This is a genomic window from Alphaproteobacteria bacterium (assembly GCA_030739735.1).
Taxonomy (GTDB): Bacteria; Pseudomonadota; Alphaproteobacteria; order UBA7887; family UBA7887; genus UBA7887.
In genome coordinates this window covers 45,853-64,421 of record JASLYQ010000018.1, presented here as the reverse complement: position 1 = coordinate 64,421, position 18,569 = coordinate 45,853, and the positions used below count along the sequence as shown (strand labels likewise).

Here is an 18,569-nt window from a genome sequence, read left to right as displayed (position 1 = left end):
CTAGCCGTGCTTGGCCTCGAGAGAATTACGCACCGGCATCGACCTCATCGTCGTTGCCTAACGGGTCGAGTGTGGTCTGCGAACCATCCGCTCGTGCCGGGTTTGCGTGCGGTATGAGGTAGTGATCAGCGTGAGCCAGTTTTACTCAGGTGAGCGTTTCAATATCATTCCAGACGAGGCCGTCCTTGTTGGCACCAGGAGTATCGTATCCTGGCGAAGAATATCGACGAGTGGGCCATGAACCCCTTCGATATCGCGGCACTATTGGTGGTTCTGGCGGCAGCGCTCGGCTTCTGTAATTACCATTTTCTAAAGCTGCCGCATACCATCGGCCTAACAGTGATGGGTGCTGTCACCTCGCTCGGCGTACTGGCGTTCGATGCGGTGTTTCCGACAATGGGACTCGGTGGTTCAGTGCATAGCTTTCTCGCTAATATCGATTTCCATGCGGCACTTATGGACGGCATGCTATCGTTTCTACTATTCGCTGGCGCGCTGCATGTTGATCTGCAGCAACTCCTGTCACGGCGCTGGGCGGTGCTGGCGATGGCCACTATCGGAGTGTTAGTATCGACAGCCGTGGTGGGCTTCGGCTTCTATGCCCTGACTATGGCTTTAGGTGTATCCCTGCCACTGATCTGGTGCCTGGTCTTCGGCGCTCTGATCAGCCCGACCGACCCGGTGGCCGTGCTCGGCATTCTCAAGACCGCCAACGTGCCGCCGAGCCTGGAAGGCAAGGTCGCCGGCGAAAGCCTGTTCAACGACGGTGTCGGTGTAGTGGTGTTCTCCATTTTGCTGGCGATTGCGACCGGCAGCGAGGCGTTCTCAGTTACGCACGCGGTGGAGCTTTTCGTGATAGAGGCGCTGGGTGGCGCCTTGTTCGGCCTTATCATCGGTTGGATCGCGTTCCAGGCCATGCGCACCATCGACGAGCACAATCTCGAGCTTCTTATCACCCTAGCGCTGGTCATGGGCGGTTATGCGGCGGCCCATCAACTGCATGTTAGCGGGCCGTTGGCAATGGCCATCGCCGGGCTGCTGATAGGTAATCACGGCACTGCATACGCCATGTCTGATGACACCGCCGAGCGTCTGCATACCTTCTGGTCGCTGCTCGACGAGGTGCTGAACTCGATCCTTTTCCTGTTGATCGGCATCGAGGTGCTGGCGGTTTCGCCCCGCCCGGAAGTGATCGCGCTCGGCCTAATCGCAATTCTTTTGGTGCTGGTGGCGAGGGCCACGGCTGTTGGGGTGCCGTTTATAATTCTTGGCCGCATCCGGCCTTTCACGCGTGGCGCCTATCCGGTGTTGGTGTGGGGCGGCTTGCGCGGCGGCATATCAATCGCGCTGGCTCTGTCTTTGCCCGAAGGGGCTGTCAAGGACGTCGTGGTCGCCGTTACCTACGTGGTGGTAGTGTTTTCGGTGGTTGTCCAGGGCACGACGGTCGGCGCTACGGCACGGCGTTTCGTGCGCGAGGAATAGCGGGGAGGAAGCGATGACGGATTCGATGTACGAGAAGGGCTTAGAAATTCGCCGCGAAGTGCTCGGCGCAGAGTACGTGGATAAGGCAGTGGCCAACGCGACCGACTTCAATAAACCCATGCAGGAGCTTGTCACCGGCTATTGCTGGGGAGAGATCTGGGCGCGCGAGGGCTTGTCCCGCAAGACCCGCAGCATGCTCAACCTTGCCATGCTGTCGGCGCTAAATCGCGAGCAAGAGTTCAAGTTGCACGTGCGTGGCGCCATCAACAATGGGGTCAGCCGTGAGGAGATCACTGAGGTTCTGCTACAGGTCGCTATTTATTGCGGCGTGCCGGCCGCGATCAGCGCGTTTCGTGCGGCGGGCGAGATTCTAAAGGAAATAGACGAGAAGAGTTAAAGATGCGTGCGACTATGGCAAGTCTAGACGATTAACCGTCTTTTGCTCTCCATTTGGATAGCACACTGTTCTGGAAGATTGTAGAGGTTGGGTAGGTTAGTGTCGTTAGTATCGCCTATTTCTATTCACCTATGCTGGTCAGACTACGTCCGGTTCCTCAACAAAGCGTAAATGCGGCTATGGCCCCGCGTGCTCTTCGCGCCAGGCCACCAAGTGCACCCGGACGGCGCCAAAGAGGTTGTTGGCGTGCAGCCGCACTGGCACTGGCAGAAGGTCATCGCGTAGGCGCCCGAGATAGATGGAGAATTCCGAAGGATAGCGCTTGGCAAGGCGTCGTTTGCGGAAGCCTGCCAGGCGCTCGATGGTGACGATACATTCCGTGGCCGGCCCGCCATAGGCGTTGTGATCGGTTTTCCTCAATAGCCAATCGCCGCCGTGGCTAGAAACCATGTCATAGCGCCGTTTGCCATCGAAGACTCGTATCCGGGCCTCGCAGGTGTCATTGGTAGCGACGGTCTGCATGATTGTTAGGACGGCGCTGGAAGGATCCACCGTGCCGTCTATTATCTCATCCGCGAGTGGCGCGTCCGGCGCTTCATGGACCGGATCGAAAATCACTTCCGGAACACCGTCAGACCAAGTCAGGGTAACGCTGCGCTCACCTTCGTCCTCGTCACTGGCCGTGCCGCGAAAGCGGCTGGGCATCGCAATGCCGCTAGCCATCGTGCCATGGGCTTTGGCGACATAGGAGGCGTCGATGATACGGGCGACAAAGCCGTCGGTTCGCGCCGTGACGGCCATTGCGTAGTGGTCGGGCTCGTCAAAGCCGCTAAGACGCGTCGTCATGCTCAAGGCATGCAGGCCACCGATATAGAGGCGATAGTCGAGCGATATGCCAGACGTCGGCTCCGCGTTCACCGAGGGCGTCGCCAGCACGGCAAGAGCCAGGCCTGCTGCCAGCCCATGCCGCAAGGGCAAACTTGCCATGCTACTGCGGACCACGCCCTGGAATGTTGAACTGGGTGTGCTCCCCGGCGTCGTGGACGAACGCGAAGGCATGGGCCAACTCGCTGGCTTCTGTAGCATTCATTTTCGGCAGCGTCACAATAAGCTCCGATGGTCGTTCCAGATCCGAATCCACATTCGAGACATCGCCATCGTCAGCGAGTGCCGGCGTGCAGAGCAGCACTCAGAATGGTAATAGCAGGTATTCTCGTCATTCCGGGCTCTCTTGATTACCAGGAGTAATGGTAACGCACCTCGCAGCACGATCAAAAACGGATCGCGATCTTGCCGAAATGCTTGCCTGCGGGCAGTGTCGCGAGCGCCTGCGGAAGCTCGTCAAAGGCATAGATGCGATCGTCGATCGGCGGTGTGATGGGATTCTGCTCGATGGCGGCGATCATCGCTTCAAGCATGTCGCGATTGCCAACCGTTATGCCTTGCAGGCGGATGGCACGCGTGACCACCTGGCCGAGGGAGAGTTCAGCTGTGCCGCCGGCGACGATGCCTATCATCGCCAGCGTGCCACCGCCGCGAACCGCGCGCAAGGATTGGTCAAGGGTCCCCGCGCCGCCTACTTCGACAACGAGATCGACGCCGCCGCCCCCGGCCATGTCTCGCGCTACCCGGCCCCAGCGCTCTTCCTCGTGATAGTTGATCACATGGTCGGCGCCAAGCTCTAGTAGACGCGCTGCTTTTTTCGGTCCCGAGGTGGTGGCGATCACCCTGGCGCCATGCATCTTTGCAAATAGCAGCGCGAAGACGGAAACGCCACCACTGCCCTGGATCAAGACGGTCTGGCCCGCCTCAACACGGCCTTCACCGGCGACCGCACTCCAGGCCGTAAGTGCCGCGCAGGGCAGGGTGGCAGCGTGCACGGCGTCCCATCCCTTTGGCCCCCGCACCACGCCGCTCTGGTCGAGCAGCATGAATTCCTGCATTACACCGTCGTGCGGACCGCCAAGGATGCCGGGCCAATACTCGTCTTTCAGCGGGCCGCTGATCCAGAGCTGTGAGAAGCTCGGGCAAACTAGATCGCCGACCAAAACACGATCCACGCCGTTGCCGATGGCAACGACTTCGCCAGCGCCATCCGAAATGGGAATGATGGGCAGTTGGCCCGAGCGTTGGCCATAGCCCCGGTCCATCATGACCGTGTCACGATAATTCAGGCTGGCGGCGCCCATCGCCACGACCACCTGGCCTGGTCCCGGTTCCGGGCGCGGGCGCTCGCCGAGGTGAAGATGGTCAAGCCCCCACGCGTCACGAAGCTCAAAAACTTTCATCGTCGGACTCCGTCAGTCATGCACCGGTCCGGAAAGCACTTTAGGGCCTGGACAACCGAAAAGCATCGCTTCTCGGCGCAGTTCGTCAGCACTCGGCAATCAGGGGTGCCGCCTAGCATCAGGAGATGGAGCGAGCCTTGACCGAGAGCAATTGGCTGATGATCTGCTTGATGTTTGTGGGGTTCTCGACGAACACGACGCCGATGTCGCTATCCTTTTCTCGCGTTACCTCGGTTTCGAATTTACCGAAGCGGTAGATCATCAGTTCCATGCCTCACGTTATTTTTCGATCGTGCGAACCGCGCGGCTGGGATGCCTAGCTTGTCACTCGACTTAAGTATAATATAGATTAAGTGATAACTGAATTAATTTTATTTAGATATTGTTTTTATTGCTTTTTCTTTTCTTTTGCAATGATCTTTTGGGGCCACCGTCGCTGGCATTTAGACTGGAGCGTTGTCGTAACGACTCTACCAGCGCGCTCATTTCAGAACGTTCCATGCGCAAATCTGCACGTCGCTGACGGTCGAGATTGCGATCGTTGGTGGCGGCGTCGAGATGGCCGATCACGGCCTGTGCCGCGCTGATGACTTCGGCGAGCTGTCCGCGGCGCTCTAACGGCACCACCACTTGTTGGTCCATCATCAGTTCGCCGAACGAGCGGGGATCGCGATGACGCAGGGATTCGAGCTTGGCATCGAGTTCCTCCCAGGCCTCGTGCCAGGCAAACCAGGCGGCTCCGCCCTTGGCGGTCGCCTCAAGCTGCACCATGATGCGAACGAATTGCCAAACGTCGAGTGCAATGTCCCGTTTGTCCAAGAGCGGTCTCCTCCGGCGCGTTTAGACAACGCCTGCCTGGCGCAACACGTCGATCGCGTTCCCATCGTAGCCCAGTTCGCCGAGAATCTTGTCCGTGTGCTCACCCAACGTCGGGGCGCGACGCCGGATATCGCCTGGAGTCGCCGAGAGCTTTATTGGCACAGGCGCTATTGGCGCCGGCTCCTCGACGCCTGGGTAAGCAAGCGGTATCATCAGTTTCAACGCGTTGATATGGGGATGGTCCAGGGCTTCCTGCGGCGAAAGCACAGGCGCACCTGGAATATTCGCGGCCTGGAGCGCTGTCAGGCATTCGTCGCTGCTGCGCTCCCCGGTCCATTCCGCCATGCGCTCGCAAATGATATCGCGATTGTCACCGCGTGCCGCATCGCCATTGAAACGCGGGTCATCCAGCCAATGGTTTTCGCCCATCAGTCCAGCCCAGCGGCGGAACAATGGATCGCCGACGACCTGCGTCAAGATCCAGCCATCCTTGGTCTGAAAGGCATCGGTCGGGGCAGAAGTCTGGCCGCGACTTTCGGTCGCTACCCGATCCAGCTTGGCGATGGCCTGCTCGATCAAAGTGGCATTGTTGAACGAGAGCGCGGTACCCAAGAGTGAGGTCTCGACCATCTGCCCGCCGCCGCCGTTGGCACGGTTGAAAAGTGCAGCCAGGGTGCCGAATGCCGAATAGAGCGCGGTGCCGAAATCCACGTATGGCAGGAAAGCGCGCATCGGCGCCTCGATCGTGCCGGAAAGATACATGGCACCGTTCATGGCTTGGCCGATGCCGTCAAAACCGACATTGGCACTCAATGGCCCGCCGCGTCCGAAGGCCGACGTGGTGGCAAGGATAATATCGGGTTTGATTGCCTTGAGGCTGTCGTAGTCGATGCCCATGCTCGCAAGCGCCTGCGGCGGCAGGTTGGCCACTACCACATCGGCGCTGGCCACCAGCTTGGTCACGATCTCGGTCCCTTCCTCGGTCTTCGGGTTGAGGGTCAGCCCGCGTTTGTTGCGCGCCATTTGCAGGAACAGGGCCCCTGGCCCACCGTCCTGCACCGGCGTTAGATAGCGGTCCTCGCTGCCGGCCACTTTTTCGATACGGATGACATCGGCGCCAAGCTCGGCAAGCAGTGTCGCGCAATAGGGGCCGGCAATGTAGCGCCCGAAATCGAGTACCCGAATTCCAGATAGTACTGCAGGCATTACTCGCTCTCCTGGTCAGGCAGGCCGTCTGACAGACGTTCCGGCCGCTTACTTACCGCAGGTGCGCGTTTCACGGTTGCCGCTGCGGTTTGTGGCTCCGCCTCGGGGAACAGCACGGTGCGATGGGGGAACGGAATTTCTATGCCACGCTCATCGAACACACGCTTCATGCGGCGGTGATATTCGCGGCGAACCGACCACTGCTTGATCGGGCGCGTCTTCATGCGCACGCGAATATTGACCGAGGAATCGCCGAAGGAATCGAGCCCCATGACTTCGAGCGGAGCCATGATCATCGGTCCGAATTCCTCGTCCTCACACATCTCGTCGCCGATCTCCTTGAGTACGCCGATGACCTCGTCCACGTCTTCCTTGTAGGCGACGCCGGCCTCAATGAGGGCATAGGCGAAGTCCTTGGTCATGTTGAGCACGGTTTGTACTTCGCCAAATGGCACGACGTGGACATTGCCCGAAAGATCCCGCAGTCGCACGGTGCGCACGGTCATGCCTTCGACCACGCCAGAATGCCCGCCGACGTTGACCACGTCGCCGACCGTGATCGAGTCCTCGAGCAAGATGAAGACGCCGGTGATCACGTCCTTGACCAGGCTTTGCGCACCGAAACCGATGGCCAGCCCGGCGATACCGGCGCCGGCCAGCAGCGGTGCGATGTCGAGACCTAGCTCCGAAAGCACAGTCAGCGTGACGATGATACCGAGCACCACGCGCGCCACGTTGCGCACCAGTGGCAGCAGAGTTCGCATTCGCGCGCTGCGTGTGCCGGGTGCACCCGGCTGGGTATCCGACAAGAGGCGCTCGACGGTGGCGTTGACCAGTTCCCACACGGTCGCCGCGGCAACCAAAATGAAGACGATGGTCACCAGACGCGCGATCAGGGCGCGGCCGAGTTCGCTGGCCAGCCAGGCCAAAGTGTCACCGAACCAAATCTCGATCAGGAGTAAAGTGGCAACGATATAGATCAGTCCGACAACCACGCGGCGCAGCCCGCCCATATAGCGGTTGGCGCGTTGCTCGAGGCGTGGATAGAGCCGGCGCAGCTCGTCCGAGAGCTTGAGGCCGCGCTCGAGAGCGAGGCGCACCGCGCGCAGCACCAGGAACGTACCCGTCACGAGCACCGCGGTGGCGCCTGTAGCCCGTGCTAGAAAGGTGAAGTCCGTGCTCGACTGCAGCATCCAGGCGCCATAGGCAATGGCAATGTAGAGCAGCGCCGGCACGTGCCATATGTCGGCAAGGCGGGCCACTACCCCCTCACGCGACCGCATGGCATCCGCTAAGGGACGGCGATTCTGTAATACCAGGATGACCAGCAGCGCCGCGACGGCGAGGCCCACCAGTTTTAGCAATACAGCATGAGCACCGGCCGGCAACCCTAGCAGCAGCGCGGATTCCGCGATCACTGTTCCCAGCACGCCGACCAGCGCCAGGCGCCTGACCCAGATCCGTATGTAATAGGCGCTGGCGTCGCTCACGCCCATAATCCCAGCGCGCCCAGTCCCTGCCCCGAACACGAGGCCTGTGAGGATGGTGATCGCCTGAATGAAGATGACTGCATAGACCAACGCTAAGCCGATCACCCGGGTCGTTGGCACGGGTTCGGTTAGGGGCAGGAAGACCAGCGCCACGGCGGCGAACACGGCGATCGGCAGGTAGCCGTATATGACCCTGCCGAGGAACAGGATTGCCGCTTCCAGGACGCCGTCGCCGGTGCGTTTCGCCAGCTTCTCGCGCCCGGGCTTGAGCATGCGATGAAGCATGGTGCGTGACAGCCAGGCCAGCGTGATCACGGAGACGATTTTTAGCGTTATGCGCAGCCAGCGCACGCGGGTCTCGGCGTCCCCCGCCCCGGCGATCAGGCGATCGGTTGCTGCTGGCAGACTCGAGAGAAAGCCGGCGGTTTGCGAAAGTTGATGGCCGACGCGCTCTACGCGCTCAGACAGCGCATCCAGGATGCGTCCGCTTAAACCGGGTTGCACCTCGGTCTGCTGATCGGCCGCGATAAGCGTTTCGAGCGTCTCTATCAGCGCTTCACGCTCGGCCTCGTCCTCGAGGGTCGCTATCAGCGCCTCGACATCTGTGGTCTCGCCCGTGCTCTCTTGTGCAAGCGCTGACGGTGCCGCAAGAAGCAGCAATATCAGCATCAGCCAGCGTAGCATGATGACTCCGTCCCCTTCCGTTCCAAGAGCAGCCTAGCCAGACGATGTTGTCCTGTCACATACTCCGGGCCGAGTCGCAACCGTATTTCTGCCGAGGGTCCCGAGAATGAAGGTTACCAATATCGAAACCCTGCATTGCGATGCGGGGTGGCGTAATTTCTCGTTCGTCAAGCTGAGTACGGACGAAGACCTGGTCGGCTGGAGCGAATACCAGGAAGGCTTTGGGTCGCCGGGCGTCAGCGCCGTCATCGCGGGCCTGGCGCATCAGGTTATCGGTCGCGACCCGCGGCCGACGGAAGCAATCTACGCCGACCTGTATGCGGTGACGCGCCCGGCAGCAGGCGGTGTTGTCGCCCAGGGCATCGCGGCGATCGAAAACGCTCTGCTCGACGTCAAGGCCAAGGCGCTCGGCGTGCCGGTCTACGAGCTGCTCGGCGGGCCGGTGCGGGACAGCATCCGCGTTTACTGGTCCCACTGTGGCACCTATCGGGTATCGAGACCCGAGGCGCATGGCTGCGAGCCGCTGCGCTCGCTGGACGGCTGCAAGGCACTAGGCCAGGAGGTTCGCGAAAAGGGATTCAGCGCGCTCAAGACCAACATCTTCAATTTCGACATGGACCCGCCGCTCTGGGCACCGGGCTTCAACATGCCGCCGGGCCATATCGGCCTCAATGCGGAGCGCGATACCATCAATGCGTTGATCGCCGAGCTCGAGGCCTTCCGCGATGGCACCGGGCCCGAGATGGATATCCTCTTGGATCTTAATTTTAATTTTAAGGCCGAGGGCTTGCGCAAGGTTACTCACGCGCTCGATCCGCAAGGGCTGTTCTGGATCGAGATCGACCTCTACGACCCGGAGGCACTGGCGGATGTCAGGCGTTACTGCAACACGCCGATCTCCGGCGGCGAGACGCTGTTCGGCATCCGTGAGTTCAAGCCCTATCTGCGGCACCAGTCGATGGATGTGTTCATCATCGACGCTATCTGGAATGGTATCTGGCAGTCGATGAAGATTGCCGCCGCTGCCGAGGCTTGGGAGGTCAATATCGCACCACATAACTTCTATGGTCACCTATCTACCATGATGAACGCCAACTTTGTCGCCGCCGTGCCCAACTTCCGCATCATGGAGATTGACATCGACCAGGTACCCTGGCGCGACGAGCTGTTCACTGTGGTGCCGCAAATCGAGAACGGTATTTTGCAGCTTCCAACAGCTCCCGGCTGGGGCACCGAGCCCATCGAAGAGGCTCTAGCGGCGCATCCGCCCAGGCCCACGGGTGGAATCTTGGAGCGGCAGTAAGTTCGCACATATGAAGCTCTACGATTTCACCCAGGCGCCGAACCCTAGACGGGTGCGTATGTTTTTGGCGGAGAAGGGGATCAAGGTTCCCACCGAGCAGGTGAACGTGCGCGAGATGGCACAGTTCGCAGCGACGTTTCAGGCGTTAAATCCTTATGCGATGGTGCCGGTGCTGGAGCTTGACGACGGCACCTGCATTGGTGAGTCGGTGGCGATCTGCCGCTATGTCGAGGAGATGCACCCCGAGCCACCGCTGATGGGCATCGATGCCAAGGATAAGGCGATCGTCGAGATGTGGAACCGCCGCGCCGAGCATGATGGGCTGATGGCGGTCGCCGAGACTGTGCGCAATCTCTTGCCCCTGTTCGAGGACCGCGCTCTGCCGGGCACCCGAGGTGTGCCGCAGATCCCGGCATTGGTCGAACGCGGCCGCGCCTCGGCCGCGCGCTTTTTCGAGCACATCGATGTGCGCCTCGGTGATAGCGAGTTCCTTGCTGGGCCGCGTTTCACCATCGCCGACATCACCGCCTGGGTTGCCACCGCTATGGCCGCACGCGGCGAGATTGCGGTGCCGGAGGACCGTATCAACGTAAAGCGCTGGTTCGACGTCATCGCCGTCCGCCCCAGTGTCCAGGCTTGAGGGCAAATGAAAACTTTCGACCAGAATTTTTCAATTCAGTTCGGAGAATGAAAGCTAGCTTCCATTTGCCTTAATGACTGTGATCGTCTGGCACGCTGGCGGTCTGGTCGGTGGTGGATGGGCCTGCGGGCTCGCGGGCTCCGGCGGCATAGGCGGTGGCGCCGGGGTGTCTGACCAAAGTCACGTTGTTCGCAGGGGCAGCGGCCTCGAAATCGGCAAGGCGCTCGCTCAACGTCTTGGCGACCAGCCAGGCGTGGCGGTCGGGGAAATCGGGGCGGCTGACGAGTAGGTATTCGCCAAAGCGGAAGAGGGCGGTGAGTGGTGATGGCCCGAATTTCGCGAACGGGTCTTGGCCATTATTTAGCGCCCTGGCATCCGCTTTCGAGAACAGTATCACCTCAAGCTGGCCTGTGGTGATCAGGCTTGCCAGGCGCTGCTGGTCGGGCGCACGGCTGACCCGGGAGCGGCTTTCTGGAAGCCATTTGGCGAGTACCGCGGCGATGCTTTTGGCTAGCGGATAGGTGGGAGCATCAGCACGGCAGCAGCCGATCAGAAGATGTTTTTGGCGATAGACCGACCACTGGCGATAGGGCGTATGCCCGCTGGCGGCGGCAAGGCTTGCCGCCGCCAGAGTGCCACGCAGGACTGCGCGGCGGTCGAGCATTTTAGTATCAGTCCTCGAAGACGCTGAGGTCGAGAATGGCCGATACCGCATAGTTGGGCAGATCGACCACCTGGCCCACCACCAAGTCGGCGGCGACGCTGGTCAGGATATAGGCCTGCTCGCGGCTCAAGCCGTGTTCGCGCTGAATATAGGCGATCAACTCGATCAGCGCGGCGCGGGCCGCCAAGGTCAGGTCCTCGTTGAGGTTTTCTAGATCGGCGATCTGGCCGCCGTCGAGATAGGCGAGGAAGGGCGGAATCTCGCCCTTATTCTTGAGCGGAAAGCCGACCGTCGCGTAGAACTCGCTCGGTGCGATGGTTTTGAGCTGGGCGCCGCCCTCGAATTGTGGGCCCGTGATATGGGCACCGGCGCCGGAACGGATCTCGGTGCGTATGGTCACCTTGGCACCGATCTCGATCGCCGTGCCGGACACCTCGCCATCGCCTTGGGCAAAGTGCACGTCGCCGACAAACACGCCGCAGCCGTCCACGTAGCACGGCAACAAGAGCGTGGTGCCGATCTGCATCTGCTGCACGTCCATATTACCGCCATTTTCGCGTGGTGGAATGGTGCGCAGGCAGTCAGCTGCGTCACTGCCTTCAGGGCCGCACACCGCTGCCGGCTGGGCGCCGGTCGGTTGCGGCATCAAGGCGATGCCGCCTGCCGCGGCAAGGGCGCCTTCGCGCGCCTTCCAGGCAGCCACTTCCGGGGCACCGGGCATGACGCCGACGGAGCCCATGAAGGCGGCCATGGGAATGCGGACTCCCGGCATCTGGGCGGAGGTGGCGCCGTCCCGCGCCGTCCGCCAGCCGACGAAAAATGGCTCGGTATAGAGGTCGCGCAAAAAGCCAAACCCGGGAATGATCAGGGTGTAGCCGAACTGGTCAGGCTCGATGTCCACCAGCGTGATCGCGATGGCATCGCCGCGCTTAGCACCATTGATGTGCACCGGCCCGGTCATGGGATGGACGAGATTAAGGTCGACGGCGCTTAGGTCGTCGGCGGTCGAATCCAGCGTCAAGTCGCTATCGAGCGCGTCGCGGGTCTCGAAAGTGATGTAATCGCCGGGATTGGCGTTCACCACGTGCGGGATATTCTGGTGATAGCGATTGATGCAGTTCGGGTCGTCGGCGCAATGGGCACCGCTCTTGGGCACGGTAACGCGATCTTGCCAGGTGACGTCTGTGGTATCGGCGACAGCTTGAGAAGTCATGAGCAGCGCGCTGCCGAGCGCAACCGTCGAAGCGATAGATTTCATCATGGGATCCCCTCCGCAGAAAACTGTTGAGTACATGCTGGCAGCCCTCCGCTGTCAGCATTCGGTTGTCGTTGCGTGGTCCTCGCCGGACATATTTCGTCCCAGCGCAGAAGAACGCTACCTCTCCCCGGTCACGCGATCAATCGCTTATTGGAATCATGCGAAGTTCAGGTGGCTTGATTGGCACTGGAATCATGCCACAGTTATCGGGCGACGCCATGGCGTCCTTATCCGATTTTGGGAGTTTACGTTATGCGGATGCTGCTCAGGCTTCTCGGCCTCTTGGCGGTCCTGATTGTTGCAGCTGCGCTGGCATTGCCGTTCCTGCTCAACACAGACATGGCCAAGGCTAAGATCGCTGATACTGTGAGCCTGGCGCAGGCGGAGGTGCCTGACGCCATGCTGCGTGGTCTTGGCGGCTGGTCCGTTTCGCCGCTGGTCACAATAGGTGACGAGGTGGCGGGCTACCGGCCGCCGGGCGTTCCCGACGGCATCGGCGCTTTTGCCGTTGATGCCGAGACCGTGCGCGTGTTCGTTAATCACGAGCTCTGGCGCGATGCTGGCCCCAGCTATAGCATCGGCGATTTGAAGGTGGTTGGTGCGCGAATCAGTGTCTTTGACATTGATCGTAAGTCCCGCGGGATTCGCTCCGCTGGGGTCGCTTATGACCGCGTGTACGATCACGAAGGCAGGCTCGCCACCACATCGACCCAGATCAGCGAGCAGACCGATATGCCGGGTGTTGGCTTTAGCCGTTTTTGCTCGGGCCAGGGCGTACCCGCGGGCACATATGGCCTGCGCGACGATATCTATTTTGCCGCCGAGGAAGTGAAGCAGGGCGCGCACCCTCATGGCGGCTCTATCTGGGCGCTCAATGTGGCCGGTGGCACTTTGTGGGCGGTGCCGGCGATGGGCCGCGGCGTCTGGGAGAACGTGACGCCACTCGAGACGGGCGATCCTGCGCGCGTGGCCTTCCTACTTGGCGACGACATCGGCGCAGCACCGTTGATGCTCTATATCGGCGAGAAGGGCGCTGCCGATAGTGGCTTCCTTGCGCGCAACGGCCTCGCTCACGGTCGGCTCTATGCCTGGGTTGCCGACGACGGCGTGCTGACGCCGGACGACTTTTCAGGCGCTGGAGCGCATATGACAGGACAGTTTGTTCCGGTTGCCGAGAGCGCTACCGCTCGCGAGCGGCGCACAAGGGCCAAGGAGCTCGGCGCCTTTCGTTTCTCGCGCCAGGAGGATGTAGCCACCGACCCACATGACGGTAGCCGCGCGGTGCTCGCATCTACCGGCGGCGGCGCTTTCTCTTCGGATCGCTGGGGCACCACCTATCTTGTCGATATCGATTTCGGCTCAGGTTGGTTGGCCGTGCCTGCCGACGTGACCGTGCTCTACGATGGCGACCAGTCGCAACCCGGCCCAGACCACGGCTTGCGCAACCCGGACAATCTGGATTGGGGTGACGATGGTGTCATCACCGTGCAGGAAGACCGGGCCGAGAAAATGGGGTCGTTCGGCCGCATCTCGGGCCACGAGGCTTCTATATGGCGGCTGGATCCTGAGACCGGTGAGGCTGAGCGAATTGCCGAAATGAACCGCTCAGTGGTTGATGACGATCCCAAGCCCGACGATATCGGCAACTGGGAGTCCTCCGGCGTGCTCGACGTAACGGCCCTATTCGACGCGGGTCCGGGCGAAACTCTACTGCTCGCGACCGTGCAGGCGCATAGCCTTCGCGGCGGCGCCATCGAGGAGTACAGCCTCGTCCAAGGCGGCCAGATCGTTTGGTTGTCGAGCCCTTATTAACGCGCGTAGCAGCCGTGCTCTATCTCTTCGAGCACGCTCGGCCCGCTTGGCGACCAGCCGAGTTCGCTGCGGGCACGCTTGCCGCGGACGCGGCTGTTTGAGCCCATGGTGTAGTTGGCAGCGCCTTCACCCCATTCGGCGATGCCTTCTTCAAGATTCATGTGTGCGGTTCTGCCGCCTTGATCCAAAGTGCGGCTGATTGCTTCGCAAAGCTCGCGCATCGAGGCCTCGCCGTTCTCGGCAAAATAGAAGCTCCCGGTTGGCGCGCCTTCGAGGACGAGGCGATAAAGCTCCACCAGGTCCGTGATGTGGACGTTCGACCAGATATTGCCGCCGCTGCCGATATGGCGCGGCACGCCGCCATGCTTTTCGGCCAGCGCGAATAGCCAGGGCACCTGCATGCTGTGCTTGTTCAGACCCAGGCCTTCGCCGTAAATCAGGGTCGGGCAGACGATGGCGGTACGGAGTTCGTCGTTGCCGGCAGCACGCACCATGTCGTCGATGATGACGCGATCGGCGCGCCCGGGTAGGGGCGTGATCTTGCTGCCCTCGTCATAGACTGCGTCTCCCGCCTCGCCGCGCGCCATGTCGCCGACGATGCTAGAGCCGCTGGTCTGGACAAAGGTCTTGCCGCTACCCGACATGGCTTCGAGGAAAATTTCCACGACACCGCGGTGGCTGGTATTTGCCGCATTGACCACGGCGTCCGCCTGTGATGCCGCGCCGCTCAACACATCGCGGTCTTCGAGAGTGCCGATGACCGATGGCATGCCAAGCGCATCGGCCTTTGCCTGCGAACGCACCAGGCCCGTCACGCTATGTCCGGCGGCTATCAGGTGAGCAGCTACCGAGCCGCCGATGAAGCCGGTCGCGCCGGTCACAAATATTTTTATGACTTGCTCCTCTTCCGGTTCTTGGGCGTGCTGATGTGGATGGGGTGTCCCAGCGCAATATGCGCAGCCTCGGCTATCTGCTCGCTAAGTGTCGGATGCGGGTGGATGGTAAGCGCCACATCTTCAAGGCTCGCTCCCATCTCGACGGCGACCGCGCCTTCGGCGATGAGTTCCGAGGCGTGTGGGCCGACGATATGTACGCCGAGCACGCGCTCATCTGCCTTGTCGGAAATGATCTCGACGAAGCCCTCGCTCGCGTTGATCGTGCGGCCGCGCCCCGAGGCTGCAAGCGGGAACCTAGCAGCCAGCGGCTCCATTCCCTCCGCCTTTGCTTCCGCCTCGCTCAAGCCCACCGTGGCAATTTCAGGGTCGGAGAACACCACCGCCGGTACGCTCCCAGCCACGAACGCCGTGTTGCGGCCGCAAAGCGCCTCTGCAGCCACTTGCGCCTCGGCTGTTGCCTTGTGGGCGAGCGCGCGGCCCGGTGTAATGTCGCCGATGGCGGCGATATGCCGTGCCACGCGGCGGTCATCGGCGACCGTAAGCAGGCCGGTTTCATCGCTGCGCAGGTTGGTCAGGTCCAGGCCCAAGTTGTCCGTATTGGGCCGCCGGCCGATCGCGATCACCACGACCTCAGCGGGGATCTTAGTTTCGTTCTTGCCGTTCGAGATGGCCAGTTTTCCACGGGAATGGGCGAGTGCCCGGGTGCCGAGCTTAACCTCGACGCCGAGCGCCTTGAGACGCCGCGCGACGGGGCGCGTCAGATGCGCGTCCATGGTCGGCAGGACACGGCTTTCCGCTTCGACAATCGTGACTGCCGCACCGAGCTTGGTGAAGGCTGTGCCGATCTCGAGCCCAATATAGCCGCCGCCGATCACTGCCATGGTCTTCGGCACGTGATCGAGCGCCAGTGCGCCGGTGGAATCACAGATGGTTTTGTCGTTGACAGGCAAGTCGGCGAGGGTCACGGGACGGGAGCCCGTAGCCAATACCAGATCCTCAAAGCGCACGAAGCGCGGCTGGCCGTCCTTCGTAGCGATCACGCCGGCTTTGGCGCCTGTGAAATGGAAGTCTCCAGCTGCGATTTCGACGTCGGCCTGCTTGAGCAGCATGCGCACGCCGTCGGTCAGGCCGGATACGATCTCGCCCTTCCATTTTTGAATGCGCGGCATGTCGATAGCGTTTAGTGTGGCATCTATTCCCATATTCGCGGCATCGCGTGTGCGCTGTGCAAGCTCGGCGGCCTCGATCAGTGCTTTCGAGGGAATGCAGCCAACGCGCAGACAGACACCGCCGATACCGTCCGCCCCGTCGCGGTCGATCAGCGTGACTTTGCGGCCGAGTTGGGCCGCGCGAAGCGCTGTCGCGTAGCCGCCTGGACCGGCACCGACAACGACAAAATCGAGCGGGTCTTCGATCTGGCCGACGACCATTAAGTTTGGCCGAAGAACAGGCGCACGGGATCGGCGAGATAGGCGGCAATAGCGCCGCTAAAGGCGCCGAGATGCTCGCCATCATTGAGCCGATGGTCGCACGAAACGACAAGTGTCAAGTTGGGACGTACGGCTGGCGCGCCGTCGACCGGTATTACTTGGTCGCGGATGGCGCCAAAGCCGGCGATCGCTACTTCCGGCGGCCGGATGATCGGCGTGCCGAAGGTGCCCCCATAGCTGCCGTAATTGGAGATGGTGAAGGTGCCGCCCCGAAGCTGCTCGACGGTTACTTTGCGTGTCCGCGCCACTTCTGCCAGCGCTTCAATCTCGCGGGCGATGTCGATGACCGACTTGCGATCGGCGTCATGCACCACGGGCACGATTAGCCCGTCGGGCGTGGCTGTGGCGATACCGACATTGTAGCGGTGGCGGTAGATGATCTCCTGGCGCGTCATGTCGAGGCTGGCGTTGAAGGCGGGAAAGCGCTTCAGTGCGCCAACGCAGGCTTTGACGAAAAGCGGCAGATAGCTGAGTTTGATGCCGTCTGTTGCCAGCTCTTCGTTTAGTGCCGCGCGGGCGGCGACGAGGTTGGTGGCGTCGATCTCGTGCGTCGTGAGGATGTGTGGGATCTCGCGCCAGGCGGTGGTCATGGAGTTGGCGATTTGCCGGCGCAGGCCGCGCAGCGGCTCAACTCGATCTTCACCTGTTGGTGAAGCGATGGCCGGCGCAGCTGGGGCCGGAGCCGCCGCTGGTAGCGATACCGGGGTGCCACCTTCGGCTGCCCGCTGTACGTCGTCCCTGGTGATGCGGCCGTTAGGGCCACTGCCGGCTACATTGCTGAGCGTGACCCCGAGCTCGGCGGCGAGTTTGCGCGTGGTGGGGCTAGCCAAGGGCCGCTTGCCCTTCGCCTGTGGTGCGGGTGCTACCGCCGACTTAGGCGCTTCCGCATCGGGCGCAGGCGCTGCCGCTGCCGGTGCTGTGCCTTCGGTCTCGATCACCGCCAGCATGGCACCGACTGGGACCATGTCGCCAGGGTCGCCGCCTATCGACTTCATAACCCCCGCGATAGGTGCCGGAATTTCGACCACCGCCTTGTCGGTCTGCACATCGACGATGATCTGGTCCGCAGCCACTGTGTCGCCGGGCGCGACATGCCAATGCACGATTTCGCCCTCGCTCAGGCCTTCGCCCACATCGGGTAGGTTGTAGGTGAAATCGCTCATTGGTCGGCCATCACCTCTTCGATTACAGAAAGTACGCGGGCCGCGTCGGGAATGAAATGATCCTCGATGGCCGGCATGGGGTAGGGTGCGTCCGGCGCGGTGACACGGCGCATCGGCGCCTCCAGGGAATAGAATGCCTGCTCCTGCAGCAGAGTGAGCACTTCGGCGCCGAAGCCCGCGGTAGCTTGGGACTCGTGCACGACAACACAGCGCCCAGTGCGCTCAACCGCCGCAACCAGGCCCTCCTCGTCGAGTGGCACCAGGGTGCGAAGATCGACAACATGGGCGCTAATGCCTTTTCCCGCCGCCATCTCCGCGGCCTTTTCTGCAACGGGAACCGCGGCACTCCAGGCGACAAGCGTAATATCGCTACCCTCGCGTAATGTTGCTAGCTCGCCAAAGGGGATGGTGTATTCCTCTAGCGGTACCTCGCCCGTGATCAACCGATAGCCGCGCAACGGTTCTAGAAATAGTACCGGGTCATCGTCGCGAATGGCTTGCGCTAACAGCCCCTTGGCGTCATAGGGGTTGGCGGGAATCACCACTTTGAGGCCAGAGGATTGGGCGAATGTCTGCTCCATCGAGTCGCTATGGAACTCGGGCGTGCGCACGCGGCCTCCGAAAGGTGAGCGGATGGTGATCGGGGCGCATTGGCTCGAGCGGGTGCGGAAGCGGACACGCGAAATCTGCTGGTTGATCTGATGGAAGCATTGCTGAGTGAAGCCGAGGAACTGGATTTCCACCACTGGCCGCCAACCGGTTAGTGCCAAGCCGAGCGCCGAGCCAGTGATAACGCTCTCAGCAAGTGGCGTATCGACGACGCGTCGCGAGCTGTAAAGCTGTTGTAAACCGTCAGTGACTCGAAAAACGCCGCCGAGGTGGCCCACGTCCTCACCCATCAGCATCACGCTTTCGTCGCGCGCCATTTCCTGCTTGAGGCCTTCGCGGATGGCCTCGACCATATTCATCTTCGCCAC

The 18,569-nt window shown here is 61.5% G+C and carries 17 protein-coding genes; 5 read left to right on the top strand and 12 right to left on the bottom strand.

Annotation, left to right across the window (positions count from 1 at the left end):
* The first annotated feature begins 237 nt into the window (after window positions 1–237).
* Window positions 238–1,482 carry a sodium:proton antiporter gene (locus tag QF629_09915; GenBank protein ID MDP6013845.1) on the top strand — a complete coding sequence of 415 codons (1,245 nt, stop codon included), beginning with the start codon at window positions 238–240 and terminating at the stop codon, window positions 1,480–1,482.
* Window positions 1,483–1,495: 13 nt separating this feature from the next.
* Window positions 1,496–1,879: a 4-carboxymuconolactone decarboxylase gene (gene pcaC, locus QF629_09910; protein ID MDP6013844.1), complete on the top strand. Its 384-nt coding sequence runs from the start codon at window positions 1,496–1,498 to the stop codon at window positions 1,877–1,879.
* Between the two features lie 177 nt (window positions 1,880–2,056).
* Here the strand turns inward: pcaC and QF629_09905 are convergent, their stop codons facing one another.
* From QF629_09905 to QF629_09880, 6 genes are all read right to left on the bottom strand, one after another.
* Window positions 2,057–2,866, bottom strand: coding sequence for a DUF3108 domain-containing protein (locus tag QF629_09905; protein ID MDP6013843.1), 810 nt, complete (start codon window positions 2,864–2,866; stop codon window positions 2,057–2,059).
* Window positions 2,867–3,150: 284 nt separating this feature from the next.
* Entirely contained in the window at window positions 3,151–4,167 is a 1,017-nt protein-coding gene (locus QF629_09900) for an NAD(P)-dependent alcohol dehydrogenase (GenBank protein MDP6013842.1), read from the bottom strand.
* Between the two features lie 118 nt (window positions 4,168–4,285).
* A complete protein-coding gene (locus tag QF629_09895; GenBank protein MDP6013841.1) occupies window positions 4,286–4,438 on the bottom strand; it encodes a hypothetical protein in 153 nt (50 codons plus the stop codon).
* A gap of 104 nt (window positions 4,439–4,542) precedes the next feature.
* Window positions 4,543–4,986: a hypothetical protein gene (locus tag QF629_09890; GenBank protein ID MDP6013840.1), complete on the bottom strand. Its 444-nt coding sequence runs from the start codon at window positions 4,984–4,986 to the stop codon at window positions 4,543–4,545.
* Window positions 4,987–5,007: 21 nt separating this feature from the next.
* Window positions 5,008–6,192 (bottom strand): CoA transferase, encoded by a 1,185-nt coding sequence (locus QF629_09885; GenBank protein MDP6013839.1) that lies wholly within the window; start codon window positions 6,190–6,192, stop codon window positions 5,008–5,010.
* Window positions 6,192–8,366 (bottom strand): mechanosensitive ion channel, encoded by a 2,175-nt coding sequence (locus tag QF629_09880; GenBank protein MDP6013838.1) that lies wholly within the window; start codon window positions 8,364–8,366, stop codon window positions 6,192–6,194. Before QF629_09880 ends, QF629_09885 begins: the two co-directional genes overlap by 1 nt.
* Window positions 8,367–8,472: 106 nt before the next feature.
* Between QF629_09880 and QF629_09875 the strand changes: the two genes are divergently transcribed.
* Complete coding sequence (locus QF629_09875; GenBank protein ID MDP6013837.1) at window positions 8,473–9,669, top strand: mandelate racemase/muconate lactonizing enzyme family protein; 1,197 nt, start codon at window positions 8,473–8,475, stop codon at window positions 9,667–9,669.
* Window positions 9,670–9,679: 10 nt separating this feature from the next.
* The gene (locus QF629_09870) at window positions 9,680–10,309 is read left to right on the top strand and encodes a glutathione S-transferase family protein (GenBank protein ID MDP6013836.1); all 630 of its coding nucleotides are present in this window, start codon (window positions 9,680–9,682) and stop codon (window positions 10,307–10,309) included.
* Window positions 10,310–10,379: 70 nt separating this feature from the next.
* Here QF629_09870 and QF629_09865 read toward each other — a convergent pair whose 3' ends face one another.
* Entirely contained in the window at window positions 10,380–10,973 is a 594-nt protein-coding gene (locus QF629_09865) for a hypothetical protein (GenBank protein ID MDP6013835.1), read from the bottom strand.
* 7 nt (window positions 10,974–10,980) lie between these two features.
* Window positions 10,981–12,234 carry an acetamidase/formamidase family protein gene (locus QF629_09860; protein ID MDP6013834.1) on the bottom strand — a complete coding sequence of 418 codons (1,254 nt, stop codon included), beginning with the start codon at window positions 12,232–12,234 and terminating at the stop codon, window positions 10,981–10,983.
* 249 nt (window positions 12,235–12,483) lie between these two features.
* Between QF629_09860 and QF629_09855 the strand changes: the two genes are divergently transcribed.
* Complete coding sequence (locus QF629_09855) at window positions 12,484–14,043, top strand: PEP-CTERM sorting domain-containing protein (GenBank protein ID MDP6013833.1); 1,560 nt, start codon at window positions 12,484–12,486, stop codon at window positions 14,041–14,043.
* Here QF629_09855 and QF629_09850 read toward each other — a convergent pair.
* Genes QF629_09850 through QF629_09835 form a run of 4 tightly spaced genes read right to left on the bottom strand, consistent with a single transcriptional unit; the run spans window position 14,040 to window position 18,569 of the window.
* Window positions 14,040–14,936, bottom strand: a complete 897-nt coding sequence (locus QF629_09850) for an NAD-dependent epimerase/dehydratase family protein (GenBank protein ID MDP6013832.1) — start codon at window positions 14,934–14,936, stop codon at window positions 14,040–14,042. The two genes, QF629_09855 and QF629_09850, sit on opposite strands and share 4 nt — an antisense overlap.
* Window positions 14,933–16,369 carry a dihydrolipoyl dehydrogenase gene (gene lpdA / locus QF629_09845; protein ID MDP6013831.1) on the bottom strand — a complete coding sequence of 479 codons (1,437 nt, stop codon included), beginning with the start codon at window positions 16,367–16,369 and terminating at the stop codon, window positions 14,933–14,935. The genes QF629_09850 and lpdA overlap by 4 nt, the downstream gene beginning before the upstream one ends.
* Window positions 16,369–17,592: a dihydrolipoamide acetyltransferase family protein gene (locus QF629_09840; GenBank protein MDP6013830.1), complete on the bottom strand. Its 1,224-nt coding sequence runs from the start codon at window positions 17,590–17,592 to the stop codon at window positions 16,369–16,371. The genes lpdA and QF629_09840 overlap by 1 nt, the downstream gene beginning before the upstream one ends.
* Window positions 17,589–18,569, bottom strand: a complete 981-nt coding sequence (locus QF629_09835) for an alpha-ketoacid dehydrogenase subunit beta (GenBank protein ID MDP6013829.1) — start codon at window positions 18,567–18,569, stop codon at window positions 17,589–17,591. Before QF629_09835 ends, QF629_09840 begins: the two co-directional genes overlap by 4 nt.

Bases quoted from the DNA above. Each gene is read 5' to 3' on its own strand.
- QF629_09915 (MDP6013845.1), top strand. From the start codon at position 238: ATGAACCCCTTCGATATCGCGGCACTATTGGTGGTTCTGGCGGCAGCG.
- pcaC (MDP6013844.1), top strand. From the start codon at position 1,496: ATGACGGATTCGATGTACGAGAAGGGCTTAGAAATTCGCCGCGAAGTG.
- QF629_09905 (MDP6013843.1), bottom strand. From the start codon at position 2,866: ATGGCAAGTTTGCCCTTGCGGCATGGGCTGGCAGCAGGCCTGGCTCTT.
- QF629_09900 (MDP6013842.1), bottom strand. From the start codon at position 4,167: ATGAAAGTTTTTGAGCTTCGTGACGCGTGGGGGCTTGACCATCTTCAC.
- QF629_09895 (MDP6013841.1), bottom strand. From the start codon at position 4,438: ATGGAACTGATGATCTACCGCTTCGGTAAATTCGAAACCGAGGTAACG.
- QF629_09885 (MDP6013839.1), bottom strand. From the start codon at position 6,192: ATGCCTGCAGTACTATCTGGAATTCGGGTACTCGATTTCGGGCGCTAC.
- QF629_09880 (MDP6013838.1), bottom strand. From the start codon at position 8,366: ATGCTACGCTGGCTGATGCTGATATTGCTGCTTCTTGCGGCACCGTCA.
- QF629_09875 (MDP6013837.1), top strand. From the start codon at position 8,473: ATGAAGGTTACCAATATCGAAACCCTGCATTGCGATGCGGGGTGGCGT.
- QF629_09870 (MDP6013836.1), top strand. From the start codon at position 9,680: ATGAAGCTCTACGATTTCACCCAGGCGCCGAACCCTAGACGGGTGCGT.
- QF629_09865 (MDP6013835.1), bottom strand. From the start codon at position 10,973: ATGCTCGACCGCCGCGCAGTCCTGCGTGGCACTCTGGCGGCGGCAAGC.
- QF629_09860 (MDP6013834.1), bottom strand. From the start codon at position 12,234: ATGATGAAATCTATCGCTTCGACGGTTGCGCTCGGCAGCGCGCTGCTC.
- QF629_09855 (MDP6013833.1), top strand. From the start codon at position 12,484: ATGCGGATGCTGCTCAGGCTTCTCGGCCTCTTGGCGGTCCTGATTGTT.
- lpdA (MDP6013831.1), bottom strand. From the start codon at position 16,369: ATGGTCGTCGGCCAGATCGAAGACCCGCTCGATTTTGTCGTTGTCGGT.
- QF629_09840 (MDP6013830.1), bottom strand. From the start codon at position 17,592: ATGAGCGATTTCACCTACAACCTACCCGATGTGGGCGAAGGCCTGAGC.